The organism is Mesorhizobium sp. WSM4833, assembly GCF_055811095.1.
Genome location: NZ_JBVVQG010000024.1, coordinates 24,176 through 46,424 on the forward strand (window position 1 = coordinate 24,176; position 22,249 = coordinate 46,424).

The window sequence follows — 22,249 nt, forward strand, 5'->3', positions numbered from 1 at the left end:
CTGGCCGGCAGCCGGGCGTCAGTGCTTGCAAGCCGCGGCCCGCACGTCCGAGGGTGTGGCGTCATAACGGCGACGGAACGCCCGGTTGAAATAGGAAAGGTCGTTGAAGCCGGCCTCGTAGGCGATCGCGGTGATGCTGCGTCCGGCATGGCGCGAATCGCCGAGCATGCGATGGGCGCGCGCCAGCCGTTGGGTCATCATGAAATCAATCAAGGATGTGCCATCGCTCTCGAACAGCTTGCGGACGTAGCGGGCCGACAGTCCGTGGCGGGCGGCGACGTCCTGCGCCGACAGGTCGACATGGCCACCATGCGCGACGATATCGGCCTTGATGGCGCGCAAGCGGGCAACGCTGACGCCGCGGCCGCGTGCGATCTGGGCCGCATCCCTGGTCGCGCCCATGGCGAGTGCGGCAAGGTCGAAGACATGCGCCGCCGCAAGGTGGCAGGCCTCCGCAGTCAACTCGTCTCCGACCTCCTGGATCGAGCTGATATAGTCGAGCAACAGCCGCATCGCCCCGCTTTGGGTCGGCAAGGGCCGCATAAGAACCGCGGCCGGATCGCCGATCAGAGGCGAAAGCTGCTTGCGCGAAAAACTCAGATTGACGAAGCGAAACCCGCCGGCGCCGATCAGGTTGAGGCCAACCTCTTCACCGCTCATCATCAGCGCCTGGCCGTTGCCGACCGCCTCCTCGTGGCCGCGATGCTTCATCACACTGCCCCCGTCGAGGGCCGCCAGGAGAACGAAGTCGTCATTGTCGATCAGCGACGACGTACGATGCACCCGGAATTCCGATGAGCTGCCGGTGGCGATGCCGAGGCCTGGCAACGCGCGCACCCGCATGTCGATCTGCGCCGGCGCCAGCGGATCGAGGTCCACCCTCAGAACCGTGCGGCCGTAAACCTCGCGCGTGATCTCGACGCGATCCCGCTCCGGAAACATCTCCGTCGCCAGCCTGAATGAAGCTGACGTCCCCATCGTCGCAGTCATCGACACCCCCATGCCCAAGAGCGCGGTCATATGCGCCGGAGCCTGCAAAACGTCAATCCCGGGCCGTTTTGGCCGCTTTCAGTGCCGTTCTGTCCAAGCTGACCCCCTTTTATGCCCCTAGTTTGCGGCGCGATTCCGGAACCGGAACCGCATTGGCGGCAATCCAAAGGGGGCACGATGTTTCATTTGCAACTGTTCAAGACGCTGTCGGCACTGGCTGCGGCAGGGTTCAATCCGCGTGTCTATCTGCTGTCGATCGCCTTGGGCAACGCAGTGACCGATCATCGCGAGGCCAAGCTGCCGCCGCGCGCTGCCCGATGATGAGCAGCACCATGAAAAAGAGCATTTTCCTGGCCCTGACCATTGCCCTGGCGGGCTGCCAAACGGGCCAGGTCGACGACAGGCCGGCATCGATCGCGAGCGCGGCCGGCAGCAAGAAGGCCCGGAACGAACCGACGACGGAAACGGCATGCGCCGATGCGGCCAAGAAGGCGGCGAAGGCGCAGACCAATGCGGCTCTGCTCGGCGGTGTGCTGTCGATGGCGGGGGGTCTTGGCGGTCTGGCTGGCAATGGTGGGGTCATTGCCGGCCAGGCCGCCTCGATCGGCGGCTCGGTTCTGCAGTCCCAGGCAACGAGCAGTGCCCGGGCCGGCATTGCGGAGGATTGTTATGGCTGAGCGGCGTTTCGCAGCCATGCGCCGGCTGGCCGGCGCGCTCGCACTTGCCGGCATGATCTTCGACAGCCCGCAGGCCTTGGCCCTGACAGCGCGGGATGCGTCGGCGGTCGTCGGCCTGATCGAGGTCTTGCAGCCCGAATTCGGTCAGTTCGCCTATGACGAGGAGATCGCCGCCGACTGGTACGAGCGCGATGCCGCGGACAAGGGCTTGATCGGCACAGCCGGTTTCACCGCCGACAGCTGGAAGGTCGCGCTTGGCGAGACCATGCGCGGGTTCCTGGCGACGATGCCGGTCGCGGAACTCGATGCCATTTTCGCCAAGCTCAGAAATGCCATATCCGGCATGAGGGAGCTGACCGAGGCACAGAAGACGGAGACCATCGACGCCATCGACGAAGAGGTCGAAGGCTTGATGATTTTGCGGACTGAGGGCGATCCCTTCGCCGACGTCGTCAGGCCGCTGACGCCAAAAATCCGCAGCCTCATCCTCGGCCCGGCGGTGGGGCAATAGGATGTTGGACAACAGGAAACGGGTGGCGGGAAAAGCAACTCCTAGCGGGAGCCTCGAGGCCGAATATCGTGGCATTTTTCCAGCCACGGCACGTGCCGGGCGAGGCAGCCCGATCGCGATGCTGATCTGCCTGCTGGCCTCCGGCTGCAGCCAGACGGCCGCCAGCCCGCCGATCACGCCAGACCAGCATGCGCAATTGGCGGAGTTGGCGGCCGGCCCGGACTCGCCGGCAGGCCTTGGCGAGGCCCTGGCTGCAGTCGAGGCGACCAGGAAAATGCAGGACTGCCGGGCGCGTATGAACGAGACGGTCAGGCAGATGAAGACGATGGGCGCCGTCAATGGCGCGGTCGGCGTCGCCGGTCGCGTGGCGGGTCCGGGGGGCAAGACAGCGGCAAAAATGGTGGCGGTCGGCACTGCCAGGGTCGTGCGCGGCAAGCTCAGCCACCAGATGCAATCGTGCTGAGACGATTGACGCGGTGCCTGGTCAGGCCGGCAGCGGCCGCCGTCCTTTCGCGGCGGCGGGCGTATCAGGCCTCGCCCCGGCATCTCGCGCGTGCGGCCCGATCGGCATGATTGCCGGAAATGGCGTCGCGCCAAAGGCAAACGTCCATTTGTAGCCGATCAGGCCATCCTCCGGCGTCGTGTGCTGGTCGTGATGGGTGAGCAGCTTGGCGCGGTCGGCGAGATCCTCCGCCTCGCGCCGCACCATTTCAGCCGTCTCCGGCCGCATCCGCCTGGAGAAGCTGACGAAGGTCGCTTCCTTGTCGATATGGGTGATGGCCCAGCCGATGAAATTCTTGTTGGTCATCTCGAACAGCGGCCTGAGCGGCCCTTCGAAGTTCCACTGGATCGGCGTCTCGACCAGCAGTCTCGCCGAAAGACCCCGTCCGAGCGCGATCAGGCCGAGTTCCTCGAGATCGCGCAGATAGAGGAACATCGAAGCCTCGCTCAGGCCTTGCGAGCGCATGATGCCTTCGGGCGTGAACTTTTCTGACAGCATGACGAAGATGAACAGCAGCGCCGGCCGGCCGGCGAGCTTGCGCTCGATCTCCGGCGCGATGTGGTTGACCGGCCCAGGCCCCCGGTTCATCGAGCCGAGCACGTTTTCCAGTTCGACACCGGCCGCAGCGCAAATCTCCATCAGCCGGTCGAGCTTGCAATTGCGCTCATGGAAGATACGCTTCACCGTCGGTTCGGAAACGCCCATGCGTTCGGCAAGCGCGCGATAGGTGACGCCCTTCGCCTTCAACGTCCGCTTCAGCGCCTGGAAGATCAGACCGTTCATCGGATGCACCTCTTGCCGCTAGTTTCGTATCGATATTCGATACTAGCGGTGTCAGGCCTTTCCGGAAAGTATCGAAAGCCATAGCTCTGCCTCGTCATCTCAGGAGAGCAGTCATGAACACCCTCATCACCTCAACCTTTATCGCCGTCATCGGCATTGCCGCGGTGCCCGCCGCGGAGGCCGGCGAACTCTGGCGCGCCACCGGGCTCGAACAGCCGGAATCGGCCCTGTTCGACGCCGCTGACAATCGCATCATCGTTTCCAACATATCAGGCAATCCCGGCGAGGCCGACGGCAACGGTTATCTCTCCGTGCTGTCGCTGGACGGCAAGACGGTCACCCAGCACTGGACCGACGGCATGGACGCACCCAAGGGTATGGCGATCTCGGGCGGCAAGCTCTATGTCGCCGACATCACGAAAGTCCGCGTCGTCGACCTCGCCAGCGGCAAGCTGGTCGCCAGCATCTCGGTGCCGAACGCGGTCTTCCTCAACGACATGACATCGGACCAATCCGGCAAGGTCTATGTCACCGACATGCTGGCCGACGCCATCTACCGCATCGATGGCGACCGGCCGGAGCTGTTCGTCAAGGACGGGGCATTGGCTTCGCCCAACGGCATCTTCGCCGATGGCGGCCGATTGATCGTCGCCTCCTGGGGCAAGGGCATCAAGCCCGACTTCAGCACGACGGAGCTTGGCGGCCTGCTGTCGGTCGACATCGCCAGCAAGGTGGTTTCGCCCTTGCCGGGTGCCCAGAAATTCGCCGATCTCGACGGCGTCGTAGCCATCGGCGACACCATCTACGCCACCGCCTATATGACCGGCACGCTCTACCGCTATCATGCGGGCGGCGCGCCGGAGGTGGTGGCGCAGTTCAAGCCGGGCAGCGCCGACATCGGCACCGATGGCAAGTCGATCCTTTATGTGCCGTTGATGAACGAAGGCGAGGTTGTGGCGCTGAAGCTCGATTGAGAGCCATGATCGGCGCCTCAGGGCAGAGCTGCGAGACGTTCGCAGCCGTGAGGGGAAAGTTCGTTCGTCGGCGAAGATCACCAACTCGAACTCGCAGTGCGGCTAACTAACGACGTCTGGCCCGTTGCGGTCGTCTGTCATGCGACGACCCAAAGGATGTTCTTCACCGAAACTAAACCTCGACGTGACCACCGGTTTGGGTCGACCAATGTTTCAGCATCACGTCAGATAGGGTGTCGCGTGCTGCTACCATTCGCTGATGCCAGTCGTTCTCCTTGTCGAGGACGATTGCACATTCACCCGCCTTTTTCCCTAGCAGGACCGAGTTGCTAAGCCGCGAAAAATACCATGTAGTAGCCGCAGCGTAGAAGATCGTGTGAGGCGAGTGCACTGAGGCTAGTTCGAAAATGGCGGGTGCGAACACCTCTTCTTGACCGAGCTTTCCGGACAAGATCGTCAGTGCAGCGGCTATATAGGACAGGTGTGAAGATTGCGAGAGTATCTCGTATTCTTTCCGACGCCATTTCGTCATCGCATCAATTTCGAAGACGCGGGCGATGGTATCGGACAAACCGCGAGGAGCGGCGCAAAGCGGTGTTCACGTCGCGCCGTGCGTGAGTCAGCTCAACGTCAAGAAGTTGGCATTCAACAGGTGGACACCTTGTCCTGACAATGGCCACCGGCCGGCAAATCCCGGCCCCTATCCCGCCTCCAGCTTCCCTTTCAGCTGCGCCCGCGCATCCTTGATCGAGGCGGCGTAGGTCACCAGCGGGCGCTTGACGCCGTGGGTGATCAGCATGCGTCGTATCTGCGGCGCGGCGCCTGATATGATGAAGCGGACACCGGCGCGTTTCGCCTTGTGGGCGGCGCCTTCGATGACGTTGGCCGCCGTCGAATCGAAGAACGGTACGGCCGAGCAGTCGAGGATGAAGTTCCTGCGCTGGTCGGCTATGCGGTCGAGCACGGTGCCGACGGTCGATGCGGCGCCGAAGAAGAAGGCGCCCGAAATGCGATAGACGACGGTGTCGGCGTCGGTCGCCTCGCTGGCATCGTAGGCCTTGGTGCTGTCGGCGACATCCTCCTGCACCAGCGGCTGATCGGCCTCGACCGCAATCGACTTGGCCATGCGGTCGATGAACAGGATCGACCCCAGCACGAAGCCGACGACGATGCCTTCGGTGAGATCGCGGAAGATGACGAGCAGAAAGGTCGCCATCAGCACCAGCGCATCGCCGCGCGAGGCACGCAGCAAGGTGGCGAAGGCCTGTTTCTCGAACATATTCCAGCACACGACCGCCAGCACGCCGGCCAGGGCGGCGAGCGGGATATAGCTGGCGAGCGGCGCCGCCACCAGCATCAAGGCGAGCAGGATGGCGGCGTGGACGATGCCCGAAACCGGTCCGTGGGCGCCGGCCCGCACATTGGTCGCCGTGCGGGCGATGGTGCCGGTGGCGCAAATGCCGCCGAACAGGGCGGATGCGATGTTGGCGAAGCCTTGCGCCACCAGTTCGCAGTTGGAACGATGCCGGCGGCCCGTCATCCCGTCGGCGACCACCGCCGAAAGCAGCGATTCGATGGCGCCCAGCAAGGCGAAGGCAATGGCATCCGGCAGCACGTCAATCATCCTGTCCAGGCTGATCGGCGGCAAAGCGGGCATTTGCAGGCTGCGCGGTATACCGCCAAAGCGGGTGCCGATCGTCTCCGCCGGCAGTGCGAGAAGCGCCACGACCAGCGATGCCAGCCCGATGGCGATGAGCATTGCGGGCCATGTCGGTCGCCAGCGCTTCAGGCCAGCGATGGTGGCGATGGTCAACACCGCCACGAAGGTCGCCGCCGGGTTGATGGTGCCGGCCGCCTCGCCAACCGCGATCAGCTTCGGGACCAGCGGTCCCGGCTCCTTGCCGGCAAGCTTCAGCCCGAACAGTTCGACGATCTGTCCGGAAAAGATGATGACGGCGATGCCGGCGGTGAAGCCGACCGTCACCGGATAGGGAATGAACTTGATGTAGGTGCCGAGACGGAGATAGCCTATGGCGAGCAGGAAGACCCCTGCCATCATCGTTGCCAGCAGCAGCCCGTCGATACCGACCCGGGCAACCGTCGCGGCCACCAGCACGATGAAGGCGCCGGCCGGGCCGCCGATCTGGAAGCGGCTGCCGCCGAGCGCCGAAATGATGAAGCCGCCGACGATCGAGGTGTAGAGGCCGCGCTCGGGCGTGACTCCCGAGGCGATCGCGATGGCCATCGACAAGGGCAGCGCGACAATGGCCACCGTCAGCCCGGCAATGGCGTCCGCCTTGAAGTCGGCGAAGGTGTAGCCCTCGCGCCAGACCGTCACGAGCTTTGGCATGAACAATTCGGAAAATGTCGGCTTTGCCGACTGGTGGGCCGACCTTTGGGCCGATCTGGGGGCCGGTTCATGCCCTGCCCGCTGCGTCTGATCCATGGACTGCCTTTCGCACCCTGAAAGGCGGCGGGATCGTCGGCAGGGCTGTCGGCGGTCGCCGTCGCGACTTTATGCCGGCTCAGCCTTGGGATCCGGCGGCACGGCAGGCTTGAGGCGCACGCCCCGGCCGCCGCGCTCGCTGGCCTGATTCTCGCCGATCAGCTCCACCCCGGCCTCGTCGAGGGCCTGGATGACCTTCATCAGCGTGTCGACCACGCCCCTGACCACGCCATCGCTCGCCTCCATGCGCTGGATAGTCGGAAGCGAAACGCCGGCGCGCTCGGCGAGCGTCTTCTGATCGATGCCGGCCAGCGCCCTTGCGGCGCGCATCTGCGCGGCAGTGATCATCGGCCGGAATCCCCGTCTGAGTCTGCAGGAGTAAGGTATAATATCATCATTCTGATGTTTCAAGCATTAGGATGGATGTTTGAGACGTAAGTAGCGGCGCCTGACTGACCATTTTTTAGATACTTTCCCGGGATTGCGCGCTAAGGTCTTCCATCTGGGCAGGGAGTAACGCGGTTGAATATCTTCAAGACTTTCATGACATCGGCAGCCTTGCTGTCGGCGGTTTTCCTGTTGGCCGGCTGCGGGCACGGGCTGATCAACCGGCTGATCTAGTCTCCAGTCTCGCCGTCCGGGTGCTGCCCACGCCATCGTTGCCACGTCCGGGCAGCGAGCCAGCACAGCATCGCCCAGACGAAGCCGGCGCACCAGCCGGCCAGCACATCCGACGGCCAGTGGACGCCGAGATAGACGCGGCTGATGCCGACCAGCAGCGTCGTCAGCACCGCCAGCGACAGCACATAGATCTTCGTCGTTCGACCGGGCAGGAAGCGTGCCGCCAGCGCGCCGAGCGTCAGATAGGTCACCGCCGACAGCATGGCGTGGCCGCTGGGAAAAGACAGCGTCGTTTCGTTGACGAGATGCGAGACGAGTTCGGGGCGCGGCCGGTCGATTCCGGCTTTCAGCAGGCTCGACAACACCTGACCGCCGGCCACCGCCACGAAGATGAAAAGGGCGGTCGCCGGCCTGCGGATAAGCAGGAGATAGACGATTACCGCCGTCACGATCAGCACCAGCACGCTGCCGCTGCCAAGGCTTGTGATGTCGCGCATAGCCCCTTGCAGCCACAGCGGGCCGATCGGGCTGTCAGGCCGCCCCGCCTGGCGGAAGGCGAGCAGGATTTCGGTGTCGAAGGCGTGCGGCGTGGTGGCGCGCGCCATCTCCATCAGCTCCTCGAATCCCCAAAGGCCGGCCGCGATGACCAGGCCGGCCAGCAGCACCGGGAATTCGACCCGGTTGAGCAAAGCGTTCGCGGCATTCTTCATCGGCAATCCGCCCGTTACAGCCGGCCTTGCAGATAGGGTCCGAGCGTGATCAGCGCCACTGCGGCGATCGCCAGCATGATGCCGGTCGCCTGCAGCGCGTTGACGCGCTCGCCGAAGAAGACCAGTGCCACGACGTTCACCGAGACCAGCTGGATGACGGCAGACAGGCTGAACGACACCGACATGCCGAATTCGCGGATCAGCCGCAGCATGATCAGATTGCCCAGCGAATAGAGCGCCAGCGTCAGCGCGATCTTGCCAAGGCTCGGCGCCAGGCCCCATTGCTTGGCGGCTGTCGCCGCCAGCAGGAAAATGACCGTTGAAAAGCCGAGCTGCAGCAGTCCCGAAAAACTCAACGTTCCGTCCCCTCTCGAAGCGGCTCCCGCCGCATGTGTCGCGGACGTTGTTTCCGAAGCGCGCCGGGACGTCAAGCGCTCGACCAAACGAAGCTCTTGGCAATGGCAAGACGGAGGCTCAATGTACCGACATCGTCCAGCCAGTCGATTGAAGGGCGGTCAGGGGTTCATGATTCGTATTCTGCAGAACTTGACGCGACGCTGGAGCGAACTCTCCCTTGCCTTGCAATTCGTCGTTGCCGGCGGCTTTGGCCTGCTGGCCGTCATGCTGGTGGTGGGCGCCTGGGTGACGGCGCAGATCAGAGAGGGCGTCATCCGCAATTCGGCCGCCACGACGGCGCTCTATGTCGACAGCGTGATTGCGCCGCTGCTTCCCGACTTGCGCAAGGAGCAGGAGCTCAGCGATTCCGTCAAGCAGGCGCTGGACGAGACGCTTGGCCAGGGCGCGCTCGGCAAGCGCCTCGAATCGTTCATGCTCTGGCGCCGCGACGGAACGGTCCTCTATGCCAAGGAGACGGCCCTGATCGGCCGCCGCTTCGCTCCGAGCGACAATCTGCGTTCCGCTTTCCAAGGCAATGTCGTCGCTGAATTCAATACTTTCGATGAGGATGAGAGCGAGGAGAAGGCGACCGGCTTGCCATTGCTGGAGATCTACAATCCCGTGCGCGAGCCCTGGTCGGGCGAGGTGGTGGCGGTTACCGAGTTCTATGAGATCGCCGACGATTTCCAGGCCACCCTGGCTTCCGCTCTGTGGTCGAGCTGGCTGATCGTGGCCGGCGCGACCCTGGCGGCATTCCTGCTCCTGTCGGGCATCGTCCTACGCGGCAGCCGCACCATCGACGACCAGCGTGGGGCGCTGCGCCGCCAGGTGTCGGAACTGCAGGGTCTGGTGGCGCAAAACAGTGCCTTGCGACTGCGCGTGCAACAGGCCTCGCGCCGCGCCACCGCGCTCAACGAAAGATATCTGCGCCGCATCGGCGCCGACCTGCATGACGGCCCGGCCCAACTCGTGGCCCTGGCGGCGCTGCGCATGGACAGCCCGATATTTTCCAGCGATGGCCATTCAGGCGCAAGCCGCTCGACCGAGGTCACGATGATTCGCAAGACGCTGGAGGATGCGATGCGCGAAATACGCGGCATCTGCACCGGCCTTGTCCTGCCGCAGATCGAGACGGCTGCCGCAACCGACATTCTGCGGCTGGCCGTCAAGGAACACGAACAGAGGACGGGAACGTCGGTGACGCTGACGCTGGCCGGACAGTTGCCTGAACCCGGCGCCTCAGAGAAGATCAGCATCTATCGTTTCGTCCAGGAAGGGCTGAACAATGCCTATCACCACGGGCTAGGCAAGGATCAGGCGGTGAGTGCCGGGATGAAAGGTGGCAGGCTTTTTGTCGAAGTGTCGGACCGCGGGCCGGGTTTCGATCCGACGGCACGGGTCGAAGGCCTCGGGCTCGCCGGCCTCAGGGAACGGGTCGAAAGCATTGGCGGACAGTTCGAAACCTTGACCGGGCCGCAAGGTACGCGTTTGGTGATCCGTCTGTCGGTCGAGGAGCAAGCATGACTGGGACCATTCGCATCGCCATTGTCGACGATCATCCCCTCTTTCGCGAAGGTGTGACGCGCAGCCTGTCGGAGATCGGAGGCTTCGAGATGGTTGGCGAGGGCGCCACGGCGCAGGATGCCGAACGCCTCGCCGCGACGATGCGGCCCGACATCTTGCTGCTCGACATCTCGATGCCGGGCGGCGGGCTGAGCGCGGTCGCAAGCATCCTCGCCAACCATCCCGCCCAGAAGATCGTCATGCTGACCGTCTCGGAGGCCAATGCCGATGTGACCAAGGCGCTGAACGCAGGGGTGAATGGCTATGTCCTCAAAGGCGTCGGGTCGCGCGGGCTCGCCGACATCCTGCGCAATGTCGCTGCCGGCGAAAGCTATCTCTCGCCGACACTATCGGCCCGGCTGCTTTCGGATCTCCAGTCCCAGCAGCCGACCGACGGCTTGGCGGAACGGCTGCGGCAGCTCACCGATCGGCAAACGGAAATCCTGCGGCTGGTGGCGGAGGGGCTGAGCAACAAGGAAGTCGCCTTGCGGCTTGAGTTGCAGGAGAAGACCGTCAAACATCACATGACCGGAGTGCTGTCGAAGCTCAATGTGCGAAATCGCACCGAAGCGGCCTTGATGATGCGTGAGTGGCGCGACCGCGACAGGCCCTCCTAAAGCATTTCACCGTTTCACGAAAACGGCGAGCTGCTCTAACTCTTTGTTTTGACGCAATTCCCAAGGGAAAAGCGCTACGCGAAAAGCGCTTCACACTTTTTCTAGAATTGCTCTGGGCAGGTCCGAAGAAATGCGCAGCGGTTTCCCGTCCCGGATTGCGCAAAAGCGCGTCGCGCCTCGGGACCGCAGCCATTGCGGTGCCGAAAACCGGGACGACGCCGGCCGGAAACGAGGTCACCTCCGCCGGGGGGCGGCGGAGGTGACGTGCAAAGCTGACCGTTGCCTGTTGGCCAGCTTCACAAGGCCTTGAGACGATTGGCATCGGCCGGCGTGGCCTGGCGGTCGATGATCGTGCGACCGAGAGCGTCCTTCATGCTGAAACGACCGTTCTCGAGCTTTTCCGTTATGCCGTCGGGATGCCGGACTGTGATCTTGTTGCCGGTCACGTCGACCTTGTCACCGGTCTTTGCATTGACATGACTCCCGCTCTTACCCTGATTGGATCCTGATTTGCCGTTGTTGCCGCTATTACCGCTGTTGCCGTTATTCCCATTGCCGTTGCCGCTGTTCCCGCTATTGCTTCCGCCGGAATTGCCGCCGTTGCCCCCCCCACTGTTGCCTCCGCCACCACCACCGCCACTGTTACCGCCACCCTTGGCGTATGCGCTGACGGTGTGGATGCCGGAAACGGAGCCGTCCAGGACAATTTGATAGGGCGCAATCGTCAACACCAGCGCCGCTGCCGATTTGAGCGCCAGCCGGCAACAACGGGTCGTGACCGATCTGTGCATTCTGATCTCCGACGACTGAGCCCGGCGCGCCCCACCCCAACGTTGCAGTGCAACCAACATTGCCGAAAGACGCGGCGCCCGGAAGCGACCTCCGACCGTTGCGGTTGTCAACCAGGACCATTGCAAGCGCAAGGTTGGACTAAAGTCCCAAGTGTATGCTACATTAGCTTCGCATGAACGGCGCCGTGACCGCCATCGCTAAACGGGAGACTGGCTTTCCCGATGCCTGACGACCGCAGACGCCGAACATCAAGTCACCTCCGCCGGGGGCGGCGGAGGTGACTTGTCGAGGGTGCAGTTGCCCGTTGATCTGTTTTTTGCAAACGACTGATGTCGTCCGCCGTCGCGGGATGCGCGGCCAAGATGCCGCCTAAGGTCTCCTTTCATCTCGAACCGGCGATTCTGGAGCAGTTCACGGTCTGCGGGAATGCTTAGCCAGCGCTGCGCGCAATGCCTGTCGCGTCTGAAAGGTCTCCCGATGTCACGAAAATGTGATCCGGCGATTATAAGGGGGTCAAACAGGTACCCACGCTCCAGCCAATCCAACAGCCAGAGGCAAGCCATGACTGACCTTCGCTCCCCCGACACCCGATTCCGCACCAGCCTGCTCGAGGAAAACGACGGCCCGGCCATCAACGCTTCCGACAACCCCACCATGGGCGAGATCATCGCCGCGCGGTTCTCGCGCCGCGGCTTCCTCAAGGGTTCGCTGGCTGTCTCGGCCATCGCCGCCACCGTCAGCCCGCTGGCGCTGATCAGCGCCGACGAGGCCCGGGCCGCTGAAGGCTCGGCCTTCACGTTCGACGAACTCGAGGCCGGCATCGACGACAAGCACCATGTCGCGCCGGGTTACGACGCCGATGTCTTGCTGCGCTGGGGCGATCCGCTGTTTGCCGATTCGCCCGACTTCGATCCGACGAAACAGTCGGCCGAGGCCCAAGCGAAACAGTTCGGCTACAACAACGATTATGTCGGCTACATCCCGGTCGACGGCTCGGCCGAACATGGCCTGCTGGTGGTCAACCACGAGTACACCAATCCGCATCTGATGTTCCCGGGCATCGTGAAGATCGTCGAGAAGGACGGCAAGAAGTCGGCCGAAGTCGCACCCCTCTCGAAGGAGCAGGTCGATGTCGAGATGGCAGCTCACGGCGGCACCATCGTCGAGATCCGCAAGGCATCAGGCAAATGGCAGGTGGTGCGCGACGGCAAGCTCAATCGCCGCATCACCTCCAACACCGAAATGGCGCTGTCCGGTCCGGTTGCCGGCCATGACCGCGTCAAGACCAATGCCGATCCCTCCGGCACCAAGGTGTTCGGCACGTTCAACAATTGCGCCGGCGGCGTCACGCCCTGGGGCACCTATGTGATGGCCGAGGAGAACATCCATGGCTATTTCTCCGGCGAGTTGCCGGAAGGCCACAAGGAAGCCGCGAACTACAAGCGTCTCGGCATTCCCGAAGGCGCCTATGAATGGGCGGCGCATTACGAGCGTTTCGACCTCGCCAAGGAGCCCAATGAGGCCAACCGCTTCGGCTGGATCGTCGAGGTCGATGTCAACGACCCGACCTCGACGCCGAGGAAGCGCACCGCCATGGGCCGCTTCAAGCATGAGGGCGCCGAATCGATTGTCGCCAGGGATGGCCGCGTCGTCTTCTATCTCGGTGACGACGAGCGCTTCGACTATGTCTACAAGTTCGTGACCAAGGCCGCGTTCGATCCGAACGATCATGCCGCCAACAGGGACCTGCTCGATGATGGCACGCTGCATGTCGCCAGGTTCGCCGAAGATGGCACGGTCGAATGGCTGCCGATCGTCTTCGGCCAGGGACCGCTGACGGCTGAAAACGGTTTCACTGGCCAGGCCGACGTGCTGATCGAGACGCGCCGCGCCGCCGACCTGCTCGGTGCCACCAAGATGGACCGCCCCGAAGACATCCAGCCTAATGCCGTCAACGGCAAGGTCTATGTCATGCTGACCAATAATTCGAAGCGCAAGGCCGACCAGGTAGACGCCGCCAACCCGCGCGCCGAAAACGCCTTTGGCCACATCATCGAGATCGCCGAGGACGGCGGTGATTTCACCGCCGCCAAGGGCAAGTGGGAAGTGCTGCTGAAATGCGGTGATCCGGCGGTTGCCGATGTCGGCGCCACCTTCTCAACGGCAACGACGGCCAATGGCTGGTTCGGCATGCCCGACAATTGCGCGGTCGATTCGGCCGGGCGTCTCTGGGTCGCGACCGACGGCCAGGGCCCGAAAGCCACCGGCCGCACGGATGGTCTGTGGGCGGTGGACACGGAGGGGGCGGCGCGGGCGACCTCGAAACTGTTCTTCCGCGTGCCGATCGGCGCCGAAATGTGCGGTCCGCTGTTTGCGCCCGACGACCAGACCGCCTTCGTCGCCGTCCAGCATCCGGGCGATGGCGGCGAGGACTGGGAAGCGTTCGGCCGCCCGTCCTACTATGAGGATCTGTCGACGCGCTGGCCCGACTTCAAGCCCGACATGCCGGTGCGGCCGTCGGTGGTCGCCATCACCAGACAGGGCGGCGGCAAGATCGCGGTCTGATTGCCCTCCAGCATGGGGCGCAGCAGCGGAGCAGATTTGCACCGCTGCCGCCCTTTGAAGTCGCGGCATGGGGTGAAGTCGGTCAAGCCTCGGGAAAGATTGGCAATTTAAACATGGCGCCCTAGGTCTTTATCAGGAGATCGCCATGTCGAAGTCCGTCTATGACCGTGGCTTGCTCAAGCCAGCCGATATCGCCAAGCTGCAGCGCGTGTTCGACGAGGCCTGCCGGCGGCGCGAGGCACATCCCGATTCCGCCGACGCGCGGGAAATCGCGCTTAACCTGCTCGCCCTGCACAATGCCGGCATGGTGGAAGAGGACATGCTGATGGAGGCCGTCGGTTTCAGGCGGCTGGAACCCAAATCAGCGTGATGCGCCGGGTTGGCGCGAGGCCGACCCTGCAATCCGTTTGGCGATCGCCTTGGCCAGGATACCGGCATTGGCGAAGCAGCCGCGAATGCTCGGCCGCATGCCGGAGAACCACAGACCGGGCAATTTCGGATCGGCTCGCCCGCCGTTGAAGAGCGGAACGCCCTTGGCGTCGAGCACGCCGAGCTTGCCGACCATCGGCTCCAGCCCGGTGCGGTAGCCTGTCGCGGCAATGACGATGTCAGGATAGATCAGGCTGCCATCGGCCAGGATCACGCCGTCACGGGTGAATTCCCTTATGCCGGGTACGACGGTGATCTTGCCGGCCTTTATGGCGCTGACGGCGCCGTCGTCGGCGGCGATCGCGGTGTAATCCGAGGTCAGGCGGCTGGCGCCGCCCGCAGGCGCGGGCGGCAGGCCGAATTTGGTCAGGTCGCCGAAAGCCAGGCGCTGCGTCGCCGACATCACCGCGTCGGCGACCCGCAACGGCAAGCGAGCCATGAACGGCGAAAGCCGGTGCACGGCGATCTTGCCGATGCGCTTGGGCAGCAGGGCGGGACCGCTGCGGGCCGACAGCCAGATGGCGGCCGTGTCTATGCCGGCCAGATGATTGAGCGCATCGAAACCCGAATTGCCAGCGCCGACGACCAGCACTTTCTGGCCCGCATAGGCCTGTGCGTCACCGAAATCCGCCGAATGGATGATGCGCCCGACGAAATCCTTCATGCCTTTCCATTCGGGAATGAACGGCTGCCTATCGCGGCCGGTGGCGACGACGACATTGCGGGCCAGCCGCAGGCCAGCGCTGGTCCGTACCGCCCAGTGATCGCCCTTGAAGGCAATCTCTTCGACAGCGACGCCAAACTGCACCGGCAGCCGGTTTTCCTCCCTGAAATCATTCATGTGGCGGATGACGACCGTCCGGTGCGGAAAGGCGGGGGTGCCGGGGGGATAGGGGAGACCAGGCAGCGAAGAAAGATCGCGGTGGGTGTTGAGATGCAATTGCTGGTGCCGCCGGTGCCATGGCTCAGCCAACCGGCTTTCCTTTTCCAGGATCGCCGTCGGCACGCCGGCGTTCATCAAGGCGTGCGCGACGGCCAGCCCGGCAGCACCGGCGCCGACGACGATTGCCGGCTCGACCTTGGCCGGCAGATCCACAACCGATCTGATTGTCGTATCAGTCATTCACTCGAATCCCGTTCGACGCCAGGCTGGCAGGACGCTGTAACCGTTTGATCCCGCGCAGGATCCCTGCAGCAAACCGCGGCCGAAATTTCGAGCGATGCGAATTAGCTCCGTACGCCGGGCCGCGGTTGCGCTCTATATGGCATATGCGCGATATCAACGGTAATCAGGTCGCGGCAATGTGATTGATTCGAGGCTCGGGGTGGCTGGCGGGTCTCGGTTATCCCCACGCGCATGCCCGAAATCGACTCCGATTTTCGAGTCATGCGCAGAATCAAAGTGTTACAGCACCTTGGCGCGTCCTGGACGGCCGGCGCTGTAGGCGGCACGCGGAATCTCGACCATGCCCTCCTTGCGGTTCTATTTCGACAAGATCCTTGAGGCCGCCGCGCCCGAGGTCGAGCGGCAGGCGCTGACCCATGTCGAACGCCTGGCACTGGTGCGCCGCTATGGCGACTTCTCGCTCGCCTATTCCACCGCCGTGCAAGGCAAGCTCTCCTATTTCGGCGACGCCGACGGCTACATCGCCTTCGGTACCAAGATGAAGCACCATTTCGCGCTCGGCGACCCGGTGGCGGCTCCGGCGCGTCGGGCCGATTACATCAAGCGCTTCGTCGAGACCGCCGGCAGCCCGTGGTTCGTGCAGGTCGGCGAGGAAACCGCACGCGTGCTGGCCGGCCTTGGCTACAAGGTCAATCGCCTCGGCATCGACACCCGCCTCACCCTGCCCGAGCATGATTTTTCCGGGAAGCGCAACGAGACCGTGCGCTACTCCGAGCGCTGGCTGCTGAAGAAAGGCTTTTCGTTCGACGAGGACAAGCGCACGATTTTTCTGGATGAAATTGCCCGGCTTTCGGAAAACTGGCGCGGCGACCGCATCGTCAAGCGCTGGGAGATGGGCTTTCTCAACCGCCACTTTGCCGACCATCTCGGCACCGACATGCGCCGTTTCGTCCTGCACGGTCCCGACGGCGGACTGGTCGCTCTGCTCGACTTCGACCCGCTGTGCCGCAACGGAAAGGTCATCGGCTACACGACGGCCTTCAAGCGCAAGCATATCGACGCTTCGCCGCATGCCGAGGTCGGCCTGACCAAATTCGCCGTCGATCGTTTTCGCGAAGAGGGCATCTCGGTGGTCACGCTCGGCCTGTCGCCGATGCTCGATATCGGGCCAAGCGGCTTTGCCGAAAGCGATTTCTGGCGCAATGCCTTCCAGCGCGCCTACGATTCGCCCTGGGTCAATCGCCGCAGGTTCAACCTGCAGGGCCAGGCGGCCTTCAAGCGCCGCTTCCACGGTGTCGAGGAGCCGGTCTACATCGCCTTCCGCAAGGGGACGTATGTCGAGATGCTGGGGTTGCTGCGGCTGGTCAAGGCGATCTAGATCTATCGATATTCAGGTGAGGCGGCCTGCAAATGGCGGCTTCCTGCGCTTCCGGTGCTCACGTACGAAAAGTACGCTCCGCTCCGGTTCTCGGAATCCGCCATTTTCGACTCGGCCTGACCTGAATCTCAACAGACCTGGCGGCATTCTGCCGTCAATTCCTCAACCGATACCCTGTCCTGAATATCCAGGCGACGATCGTTATACAGATCAGCAGGAAGACGACCGTCATGCCGAGGCTGACGCCGACCGAGACGTCGGACTTGCCGTAGAAGCTCCAGCGGAAACCGCTGATCAGATAGACGACCGGGTTGAACAGCGTGATCGTGCGCCAGACCTCGGGCAGCATGTTGATCGAATAGAAGCTGCCACCGAGGAAGGTCAGCGGCGTGATGATCAGCAGCGGAACCAGTTGCAGCTGCTCGAAACTCTTCGCCCAGATGCCGATGATGAAGCCGAACAGGCTGAAGGTCACCGCCGTCAGCACCAGGAAGGCGAGCATCCAGAACGGATGCAGGATGGTGAGCGGCACGAACAGCGAGGCGGTGGCCAGGATGATCAGGCCGAGGATGATCGACTTGGTCGCGGCACCGCCGACATAGGCGATGACGATCTCCAGATAGGAGACCGGCGCCGACAGAAGCTCGTAGATCGAGCCGACGAATTTCGGGAAATAGATGGCAAAGGAGGCGTTGGAGATCGACTGCGTCAACAGCGACAGCATGATCAGACCCGGCACGATGAAGGCGCCGTAGCTGATGCCGTCGATCTCGGTGATGCGCGAGCCGATGGCCGAGCCGAAGACGACGAAATACAGCGACGTCGAGATGACCGGCGAGACGATGCTCTGCAGCACGGTGCGGAAAGCACGTGCCATTTCCATCCGGTAGATCGCCCATACTGCGCGAAGGTTCATGGCTCCCTCCTCACCAGATTGACGAAGATCTCCTCGAGCGAAGAGTTTTGCGTGTCGATATCGCGGAACTGGATGCCGCCGGCCTCGAGATCGCGCATCAACGAGGCGACGCCGGGCCGCTCGGCCTGGTTGTCATAGGTGTAGGTCAGCTGCCCGCCATCGGGCGACAATTCCAGCGCATAGCGCGAGAGCGCCTCGGGAATGGCCGTCAGCGGATTGCGCAGTTCCAGCACCAGCCGCTTGCGGCCGAGCTTGCGCATCAGTTCGGCCTTGTTCTCGACCAGGATGATCTCGCCGCGGTTGATGACGCCGACGCGGTCGGCCATCGCTTCGGCTTCCTCGATATAGTGCGTGGTGAGGATGATGGTGACGCCGTCCTCGCGCAGCCGGCGCACCATCGCCCACATATCCTGGCGCAGCTCGACATCGACGCCGGCGGTCGGCTCGTCGAGGAACAGGATGCGCGGCTCATGCGACAGCGCCTTGGCGATCATCAGCCGGCGCTTCATGCCGCCCGACAGGGTGATCGCCTTGGCGTCCTTCTTGTCCCACAGTGAGAGATCGCGCAGCACCTTCTCGACAAAGCCGTGGTTGGCCGGCTTGCCGAACAGGCCACGGCTGTAATTGACCGTCGCCCAGACGCTCTCGAAAGCATCGATGGTCAGTTCCTGCGGCACAAGCCCGATCAGACCGCGCGCGGCGCGATAATCCTTGTTGATGTCGTGGCCGTCGACGGTGACGGTGCCCGACGAGCGGTTGACGATGCCGCAGACGATCGAGATCAGCGTCGTCTTGCCGGCGCCATTGGGCCCAAGCAGCGCGAAGATTTCGCCGCGCTGAATGTCGAGATTGACTTCCTTGAGCGCGGTAAAACCGGTGGCGTAGGTCTTGGAGACCCCGGAAATGGACAGGATGGAAGGCATGGATGAAAACGGCTGCTTGAAAGAGGTCCCCTGATATAGGCCGAATGTCGGTGCTTGCAACCGCAAGTCAATGCCCTGCTGACAGTTCTCGACAATCGTTGCCGGCCGGCCATTGCAGGTGCGGCGCACAGGCCCGGAGTTGCGCGGCATGCAACCGGGAAAATTGTCCTGTGGCGTTCAGCCTCGCGGCAGGACGCCGCTTTGACCTGAACTCGCTTCGGGCCTATTCTTCGCGAGTATTTGCAGCAGCCGGAGCCCATCATGGACCCGCTCATACTTTCGCGTATCCAGTTCGGCGCGAATATTTCATTCCACATTCTATTTCCGACGATCACCATTGCGCTGGGTTGGGTGCTGCTGTTCTTCAAGCTGCGCTACAACGCGACCAACGATTCCGCCTGGATGCGCGCCTATTTCACCTGGGTGAAGGTGTTCGCGCTGTCCTTTGCCATGGGCGTGGTTTCGGGCGTCACCATGAGCTTCCAGTTCGGCACCAACTGGCCGGGCTACATGGAAAAGGTCGGCAACATCGCCGGGCCGCTGCTGGCCTACGAGATCCTCACCGCCTTCTTCCTCGAAGCGGCCTTCCTCGGTATCATGCTGTTCGGCTTCCGCCGCGTTTCCAACCGCATCCACACGCTGGCGACGGTGCTTGTCGCCGGCGGCACCACCGTCTCGGCGTTCTGGATCATCGCGCTCAATTCCTGGATGCAGACGCCGGCCGGCTTCGAGATGCGCGACGGCGTGGCGCATGCGGTCGACTGGTGGGCAATCATCTTCAACCCGTCGATGCCCTACAGGCTGACCCACATGCTGCTGGCGTCGGGGCTGACGGTGTCGTTCCTGATCGCTGGCCTGTCGGCGCTGCGCTATCTCACCGGCGACCGTTCGGAATCGATGTGGAAGGCGCTGCGCACCGGCGTCTTCACGGCCGCGATCCTGATCCCGATCCAGATCTTCGCCGGCGACCAGCATGGGCTGAACACGCTGGAGCACCAGCCGCAGAAGATCGCCGCCATGGAAGCCAACTGGAACACCGGCCCCAACGTGCCGCTGGTGCTTTTTGCGCTTCCCGACGAGGCCACGAAGGAAAACAAATTCGAGATCGCCATTCCCGACGGCGCCAGCCTGGTGCTGCGGCACTCGACCAGCGGTGTCGTGCCGGGACTGAACGATTATCCCGGCAACCATCCGCCGGTCTTTCCGGTGTTCTGGGGTTTCCGCGTGATGGTCGGCACAGGCATATTGATGCTGCTCGTCTCGTGGTCGGCCGCCTTCTTCCTCAAGCGCCGGCACAGCCTGCCGAAGCCGCTCGCCATGCTGATGGTACCGATGGCGCTGTCGGGCTGGCTGGCAACGCTGGCCGGCTGGTACACCACCGAAATCGGCCGACAGCCCTGGCTGGTGACGGGCGTGCTGAAAACGGCAGACGCGGTCGGCCCGGTGGCGGGCAGCCATGTCGCGCTGACGCTGGCGACCTACCTCGTTCTCTATGTGCTTTTGCTGATCGCCTATCTCGGCGTGCTGGTGCACCTGGCGCTGAAGGCGGCGAAGGACGGCGATTCATCGCCGTTGCCGGGCGTCATGAACGCCGCCATGTCGCAGCCGGCGGCTGGCGAGTAGGAGAAGAAGATGAGCTTCGACTGGCCAACCGCGCTTCCCCTCATCTTCGCCGGCCTGATGGGCCTCGCCATCCTGATCTACGTCATTCTCGACGGTTTCGATCTCGGCATCGGCATCCTGTTCGCCGCCGCCGAAGACGCCGAACAGGATACGATGATCGCCGCGATCGGCCCGTTCTGGGACGCCAACGAAACCTGGCTCGTGCTGGCCGTCGGCCTGCTGCTGGTCGCTTTCCCGCTGGCGCATGGCGTCATCCTGACGGCGCTCTACATTCCGGTCTTCGTGCTTTTGCTCGGGCTGATCCTGCGCGGCGTCGCCTTCGATTTCCGCGCCAAGGTGCCAGCTGGCCGGAAGCATCGCTGGAACCGTATTTTCTTGCTGGGTTCGCTCATCGCCTCGCTGGCGCAGGGCTACATGCTGGGTGTCTATGTGCTCGGCCTCGATGTCGGCCTCGGCGGCATGGCGTTCGGCGTGCTGGTGGCGTTCTGCCTTGCCGCCGCCTACGCGGCGATGGGCGCTGCCTGGGTGATCTACAAGACCGAAGGCGAGCTGCAGAAGAAGGCGGTGCGCTGGCTGCGCACGACGCTGGTGCTGACCGCGCTCGGCATGGCGGCAGTGTCGCTGGCGACGCCCTTCGCCAGCCCGCGCATCTTCGACAAATGGTTCGTCTGGCCGGAGATGCTCTATCTGTCGCCGCTGCCGATCCTGTCGGCACTGCTGTTCCTGTGGCTGTGGCGGCAGACCTTCCATCTGCCGAAGCCCGACGACCGCCATTCACTGACGCCGTTCCTGACGCTGGCGGCCATCTTCGCGCTTGGCTTTGCCGGCCTCGCCTGGTCGTTCTACCCGTTCGTGGTGCCGGATCGCCTGACCATCTGGCAGGCAGCCTCGGCACCGGAAAGCCTGGCCATCATCCTGGCCGGCACCGTGGTGGTGCTGCCGATCATCATCTTCTATTCCTTCTATGCCTACCGGGTGTTCGGCGGCAAGGCGACCGACCTGACCTACGATTGATCCGCTCCACCTCTTTGACGCAAAAGCGCCATGCGCTTTCCCCAGGAAGGGCTGCTTTCAGATCAGCCCGGAATCGCGCGCGGCAGCTGTGGCCTCGCCACGCGAGATGGCATCCAGCTTCCCCAGAACCGCGGAGACATGGTGATCGACGGTTTTTGGTGAAATGGTCAGATGCTCTGCGATCCGCTTGTTGGAGAAGCCGCGCTCGATCAGTTGCAGCACTTCCATCTGGCGTTGGGTCAGGCCGGCGCTGTTGGCGCGCGTGGTCTGGCGCGGCCCCCGGGCGATGCGAATGACGCCGTTGCGCCGCATGATTTCGCGCACATGGCTCGCAACCGGCTTGGCTCCAAGGGTCTCGAATATCTCGAGTGCCGCACGCTGCGCCGGCTCATCGCCCTGGGCGAGCGCGAGCGCACGTTCATAAGGTGCGTTGAGATCCGCCCAGACCGCGGCCGCCCCTTGCCAGTCGCCAGCCAGGAGCATTCGGTACGGCGCGGCCATGCCGGCCGTATCCCCCGCGTCGCTACCGGCGGAGAGGATCTGGCGCCAGCTGGCCAGTTCGGCAAACATAGCCCGCGTCGGCGACAGGGTCTCGGCAAGGTCGATCAGCCGCAGCGCCTCGGCGATTTCCGCCTCGCCGAGCCATGCCTGCTCGGCGACGATGGCGGCGTACGGCAACAGCCGCTGCAATTC

The 22,249-nt window shown here is 63.6% G+C and carries 24 protein-coding genes; 12 read left to right on the forward strand and 12 right to left on the reverse strand.

Translation table 11 applies throughout. The features are described 5' to 3' along the window. Positions 1 to 18: 18 nt before the first annotated feature. Positions 19 to 1,020, reverse strand: coding sequence for a helix-turn-helix transcriptional regulator (locus AC0L2D_RS30155; RefSeq protein ID WP_473543817.1), 1,002 nt, complete (start codon positions 1,018 to 1,020; stop codon positions 19 to 21). Positions 1,021 to 1,167: 147 nt separating this feature from the next. Between AC0L2D_RS30155 and AC0L2D_RS30160 the strand changes: the two genes are divergently transcribed. From AC0L2D_RS30160 to AC0L2D_RS30175, 4 genes are read left to right on the forward strand one after another with little or no spacing between them, the layout of a single operon-like run. Continuing rightward, positions 1,168 to 1,311 (forward strand): hypothetical protein, encoded by a 144-nt coding sequence (locus AC0L2D_RS30160; protein ID WP_023813481.1) that lies wholly within the window; start codon positions 1,168 to 1,170, stop codon positions 1,309 to 1,311. An 11-nt stretch (positions 1,312 to 1,322) separates the two neighbouring features. Further along, positions 1,323 to 1,667, forward strand: coding sequence for a hypothetical protein (locus AC0L2D_RS30165; RefSeq protein ID WP_013528664.1), 345 nt, complete (start codon positions 1,323 to 1,325; stop codon positions 1,665 to 1,667). Then, complete coding sequence (locus AC0L2D_RS30170) at positions 1,660 to 2,178, forward strand: hypothetical protein (protein ID WP_473543819.1); 519 nt, start codon at positions 1,660 to 1,662, stop codon at positions 2,176 to 2,178. Before AC0L2D_RS30165 ends, AC0L2D_RS30170 begins: the two co-directional genes overlap by 8 nt. 1 nt (position 2,179) lies before the next feature. Then, complete coding sequence (locus tag AC0L2D_RS30175) at positions 2,180 to 2,641, forward strand: hypothetical protein (protein ID WP_473543821.1); 462 nt, start codon at positions 2,180 to 2,182, stop codon at positions 2,639 to 2,641. A gap of 21 nt (positions 2,642 to 2,662) precedes the next feature. Here the strand turns inward: AC0L2D_RS30175 and AC0L2D_RS30180 are convergent, their stop codons facing one another. Continuing rightward, complete coding sequence (locus AC0L2D_RS30180) at positions 2,663 to 3,463, reverse strand: helix-turn-helix domain-containing protein (RefSeq protein ID WP_473543823.1); 801 nt, start codon at positions 3,461 to 3,463, stop codon at positions 2,663 to 2,665. 113 nt (positions 3,464 to 3,576) lie between these two features. Here AC0L2D_RS30180 and AC0L2D_RS30185 point away from each other — a divergent pair, with 113 nt between their 5' ends. Then, the gene (locus tag AC0L2D_RS30185) at positions 3,577 to 4,437 is read left to right on the forward strand and encodes an SMP-30/gluconolactonase/LRE family protein (protein WP_473543825.1); all 861 of its coding nucleotides are present in this window, start codon (positions 3,577 to 3,579) and stop codon (positions 4,435 to 4,437) included. Between the two features lie 172 nt (positions 4,438 to 4,609). Here AC0L2D_RS30185 and AC0L2D_RS30190 read toward each other — a convergent pair whose 3' ends face one another. The 5 genes from AC0L2D_RS30190 to AC0L2D_RS30210 form a co-directional block, all read right to left on the reverse strand. Continuing rightward, complete coding sequence (locus AC0L2D_RS30190) at positions 4,610 to 5,008, reverse strand: hypothetical protein (protein ID WP_473543827.1); 399 nt, start codon at positions 5,006 to 5,008, stop codon at positions 4,610 to 4,612. 129 nt (positions 5,009 to 5,137) lie between these two features. Then, on the reverse strand, positions 5,138 to 6,787 hold the full coding sequence (locus AC0L2D_RS30195) for a SulP family inorganic anion transporter (RefSeq protein ID WP_473543829.1): 1,650 nt from the start codon (positions 6,785 to 6,787) through the stop codon (positions 5,138 to 5,140). 165 nt (positions 6,788 to 6,952) lie between these two features. Further along, entirely contained in the window at positions 6,953 to 7,231 is a 279-nt protein-coding gene (locus AC0L2D_RS30200; RefSeq protein WP_013528670.1) for a helix-turn-helix domain-containing protein, read from the reverse strand. Positions 7,232 to 7,500: 269 nt separating this feature from the next. After that, complete coding sequence (locus AC0L2D_RS30205; protein WP_027161239.1) at positions 7,501 to 8,214, reverse strand: phosphatase PAP2 family protein; 714 nt, start codon at positions 8,212 to 8,214, stop codon at positions 7,501 to 7,503. 14 nt (positions 8,215 to 8,228) lie between these two features. Continuing rightward, positions 8,229 to 8,570, reverse strand: coding sequence for a hypothetical protein (locus tag AC0L2D_RS30210; protein ID WP_013528672.1), 342 nt, complete (start codon positions 8,568 to 8,570; stop codon positions 8,229 to 8,231). 169 nt (positions 8,571 to 8,739) lie between these two features. Here AC0L2D_RS30210 and AC0L2D_RS30215 point away from each other — a divergent pair, with 169 nt between their 5' ends. Continuing rightward, positions 8,740 to 10,134 (forward strand): sensor histidine kinase, encoded by a 1,395-nt coding sequence (locus AC0L2D_RS30215; protein ID WP_024502211.1) that lies wholly within the window; start codon positions 8,740 to 8,742, stop codon positions 10,132 to 10,134. After that, entirely contained in the window at positions 10,131 to 10,790 is a 660-nt protein-coding gene (locus AC0L2D_RS30220; RefSeq protein ID WP_013528674.1) for a response regulator, read from the forward strand. Before AC0L2D_RS30215 ends, AC0L2D_RS30220 begins: the two co-directional genes overlap by 4 nt. Before the next feature lie 296 nt (positions 10,791 to 11,086). On the opposite strand, the gene AC0L2D_RS30225 is transcribed toward AC0L2D_RS30220, so the two are convergent. Continuing rightward, positions 11,087 to 11,581, reverse strand: coding sequence for a hypothetical protein (locus AC0L2D_RS30225; RefSeq protein ID WP_013528675.1), 495 nt, complete (start codon positions 11,579 to 11,581; stop codon positions 11,087 to 11,089). A 562-nt stretch (positions 11,582 to 12,143) separates the two neighbouring features. Between AC0L2D_RS30225 and AC0L2D_RS30230 the strand changes: the two genes are divergently transcribed. Together AC0L2D_RS30230 and AC0L2D_RS30235 are read left to right on the forward strand one after the other, a co-directional pair. Next, positions 12,144 to 14,147, forward strand: coding sequence for a PhoX family protein (locus AC0L2D_RS30230; protein ID WP_473543833.1), 2,004 nt, complete (start codon positions 12,144 to 12,146; stop codon positions 14,145 to 14,147). Positions 14,148 to 14,292: 145 nt separating this feature from the next. After that, on the forward strand, positions 14,293 to 14,517 hold the full coding sequence (locus AC0L2D_RS30235; RefSeq protein WP_013528677.1) for a hypothetical protein: 225 nt from the start codon (positions 14,293 to 14,295) through the stop codon (positions 14,515 to 14,517). Here AC0L2D_RS30235 and AC0L2D_RS30240 read toward each other — a convergent pair. Next, a complete protein-coding gene (locus tag AC0L2D_RS30240) occupies positions 14,509 to 15,699 on the reverse strand; it encodes a flavin-containing monooxygenase (protein ID WP_473543836.1) in 1,191 nt (396 codons plus the stop codon). The genes AC0L2D_RS30235 and AC0L2D_RS30240 overlap by 9 nt on opposite strands. Before the next feature lie 343 nt (positions 15,700 to 16,042). On the opposite strand from AC0L2D_RS30240, the gene AC0L2D_RS30245 reads away from it, so the two are divergent. Next, positions 16,043 to 17,080: a phosphatidylglycerol lysyltransferase domain-containing protein gene (locus AC0L2D_RS30245; RefSeq protein ID WP_013528679.1), complete on the forward strand. Its 1,038-nt coding sequence runs from the start codon at positions 16,043 to 16,045 to the stop codon at positions 17,078 to 17,080. A gap of 154 nt (positions 17,081 to 17,234) precedes the next feature. Here AC0L2D_RS30245 and AC0L2D_RS30250 read toward each other — a convergent pair whose 3' ends face one another. Further along, entirely contained in the window at positions 17,235 to 17,996 is a 762-nt protein-coding gene (locus tag AC0L2D_RS30250) for an ABC transporter permease (RefSeq protein ID WP_013528680.1), read from the reverse strand. Then, positions 17,993 to 18,919: an ABC transporter ATP-binding protein gene (locus AC0L2D_RS30255; protein WP_024502216.1), complete on the reverse strand. Its 927-nt coding sequence runs from the start codon at positions 18,917 to 18,919 to the stop codon at positions 17,993 to 17,995. Before AC0L2D_RS30255 ends, AC0L2D_RS30250 begins: the two co-directional genes overlap by 4 nt. 261 nt (positions 18,920 to 19,180) lie before the next feature. Between AC0L2D_RS30255 and AC0L2D_RS30260 the strand changes: the two genes are divergently transcribed. Then, positions 19,181 to 20,542 carry a cytochrome ubiquinol oxidase subunit I gene (locus AC0L2D_RS30260; protein ID WP_473543838.1) on the forward strand — a complete coding sequence of 454 codons (1,362 nt, stop codon included), beginning with the start codon at positions 19,181 to 19,183 and terminating at the stop codon, positions 20,540 to 20,542. Between the two features lie 9 nt (positions 20,543 to 20,551). Beyond that, on the forward strand, positions 20,552 to 21,556 hold the full coding sequence (locus AC0L2D_RS30265; RefSeq protein ID WP_473543840.1) for a cytochrome d ubiquinol oxidase subunit II: 1,005 nt from the start codon (positions 20,552 to 20,554) through the stop codon (positions 21,554 to 21,556). 57 nt (positions 21,557 to 21,613) lie between these two features. Here AC0L2D_RS30265 and AC0L2D_RS30270 read toward each other — a convergent pair whose 3' ends face one another. Further along, the gene (locus AC0L2D_RS30270; RefSeq protein WP_473543842.1) at positions 21,614 to 22,246 is read right to left on the reverse strand and encodes a helix-turn-helix transcriptional regulator; all 633 of its coding nucleotides are present in this window, start codon (positions 22,244 to 22,246) and stop codon (positions 21,614 to 21,616) included. Positions 22,247 to 22,249 lie beyond the last annotated feature (3 nt).

Bases quoted from the DNA above. Each gene is read 5' to 3' on its own strand.
- AC0L2D_RS30225 (WP_013528675.1), bottom strand. From the start codon at position 11,581: ATGCACAGATCGGTCACGACCCGTTGTTGCCGGCTGGCGCTCAAATCG.
- AC0L2D_RS30205 (WP_027161239.1), bottom strand. From the start codon at position 8,214: ATGAAGAATGCCGCGAACGCTTTGCTCAACCGGGTCGAATTCCCGGTG.
- AC0L2D_RS30255 (WP_024502216.1), bottom strand. From the start codon at position 18,919: ATGCCTTCCATCCTGTCCATTTCCGGGGTCTCCAAGACCTACGCCACC.
- AC0L2D_RS30230 (WP_473543833.1), top strand. From the start codon at position 12,144: ATGACTGACCTTCGCTCCCCCGACACCCGATTCCGCACCAGCCTGCTC.
- AC0L2D_RS30240 (WP_473543836.1), bottom strand. From the start codon at position 15,699: ATGACTGATACGACAATCAGATCGGTTGTGGATCTGCCGGCCAAGGTC.
- AC0L2D_RS30260 (WP_473543838.1), top strand. From the start codon at position 19,181: ATGGACCCGCTCATACTTTCGCGTATCCAGTTCGGCGCGAATATTTCA.
- AC0L2D_RS30155 (WP_473543817.1), bottom strand. From the start codon at position 1,020: ATGACCGCGCTCTTGGGCATGGGGGTGTCGATGACTGCGACGATGGGG.
- AC0L2D_RS30170 (WP_473543819.1), top strand. From the start codon at position 1,660: ATGGCTGAGCGGCGTTTCGCAGCCATGCGCCGGCTGGCCGGCGCGCTC.
- AC0L2D_RS30250 (WP_013528680.1), bottom strand. From the start codon at position 17,996: ATGAACCTTCGCGCAGTATGGGCGATCTACCGGATGGAAATGGCACGT.
- AC0L2D_RS30175 (WP_473543821.1), top strand. From the start codon at position 2,180: ATGTTGGACAACAGGAAACGGGTGGCGGGAAAAGCAACTCCTAGCGGG.
- AC0L2D_RS30200 (WP_013528670.1), bottom strand. From the start codon at position 7,231: ATGATCACTGCCGCGCAGATGCGCGCCGCAAGGGCGCTGGCCGGCATC.
- AC0L2D_RS30265 (WP_473543840.1), top strand. From the start codon at position 20,552: ATGAGCTTCGACTGGCCAACCGCGCTTCCCCTCATCTTCGCCGGCCTG.
- AC0L2D_RS30180 (WP_473543823.1), bottom strand. From the start codon at position 3,463: ATGAACGGTCTGATCTTCCAGGCGCTGAAGCGGACGTTGAAGGCGAAG.
- AC0L2D_RS30235 (WP_013528677.1), top strand. From the start codon at position 14,293: ATGTCGAAGTCCGTCTATGACCGTGGCTTGCTCAAGCCAGCCGATATC.
- AC0L2D_RS30185 (WP_473543825.1), top strand. From the start codon at position 3,577: ATGAACACCCTCATCACCTCAACCTTTATCGCCGTCATCGGCATTGCC.
- AC0L2D_RS30215 (WP_024502211.1), top strand. From the start codon at position 8,740: ATGATTCGTATTCTGCAGAACTTGACGCGACGCTGGAGCGAACTCTCC.
- AC0L2D_RS30245 (WP_013528679.1), top strand. From the start codon at position 16,043: ATGCCCTCCTTGCGGTTCTATTTCGACAAGATCCTTGAGGCCGCCGCG.
- AC0L2D_RS30165 (WP_013528664.1), top strand. From the start codon at position 1,323: ATGAAAAAGAGCATTTTCCTGGCCCTGACCATTGCCCTGGCGGGCTGC.
- AC0L2D_RS30195 (WP_473543829.1), bottom strand. From the start codon at position 6,787: ATGCCAAAGCTCGTGACGGTCTGGCGCGAGGGCTACACCTTCGCCGAC.
- AC0L2D_RS30160 (WP_023813481.1), top strand. From the start codon at position 1,168: ATGTTTCATTTGCAACTGTTCAAGACGCTGTCGGCACTGGCTGCGGCA.
- AC0L2D_RS30220 (WP_013528674.1), top strand. From the start codon at position 10,131: ATGACTGGGACCATTCGCATCGCCATTGTCGACGATCATCCCCTCTTT.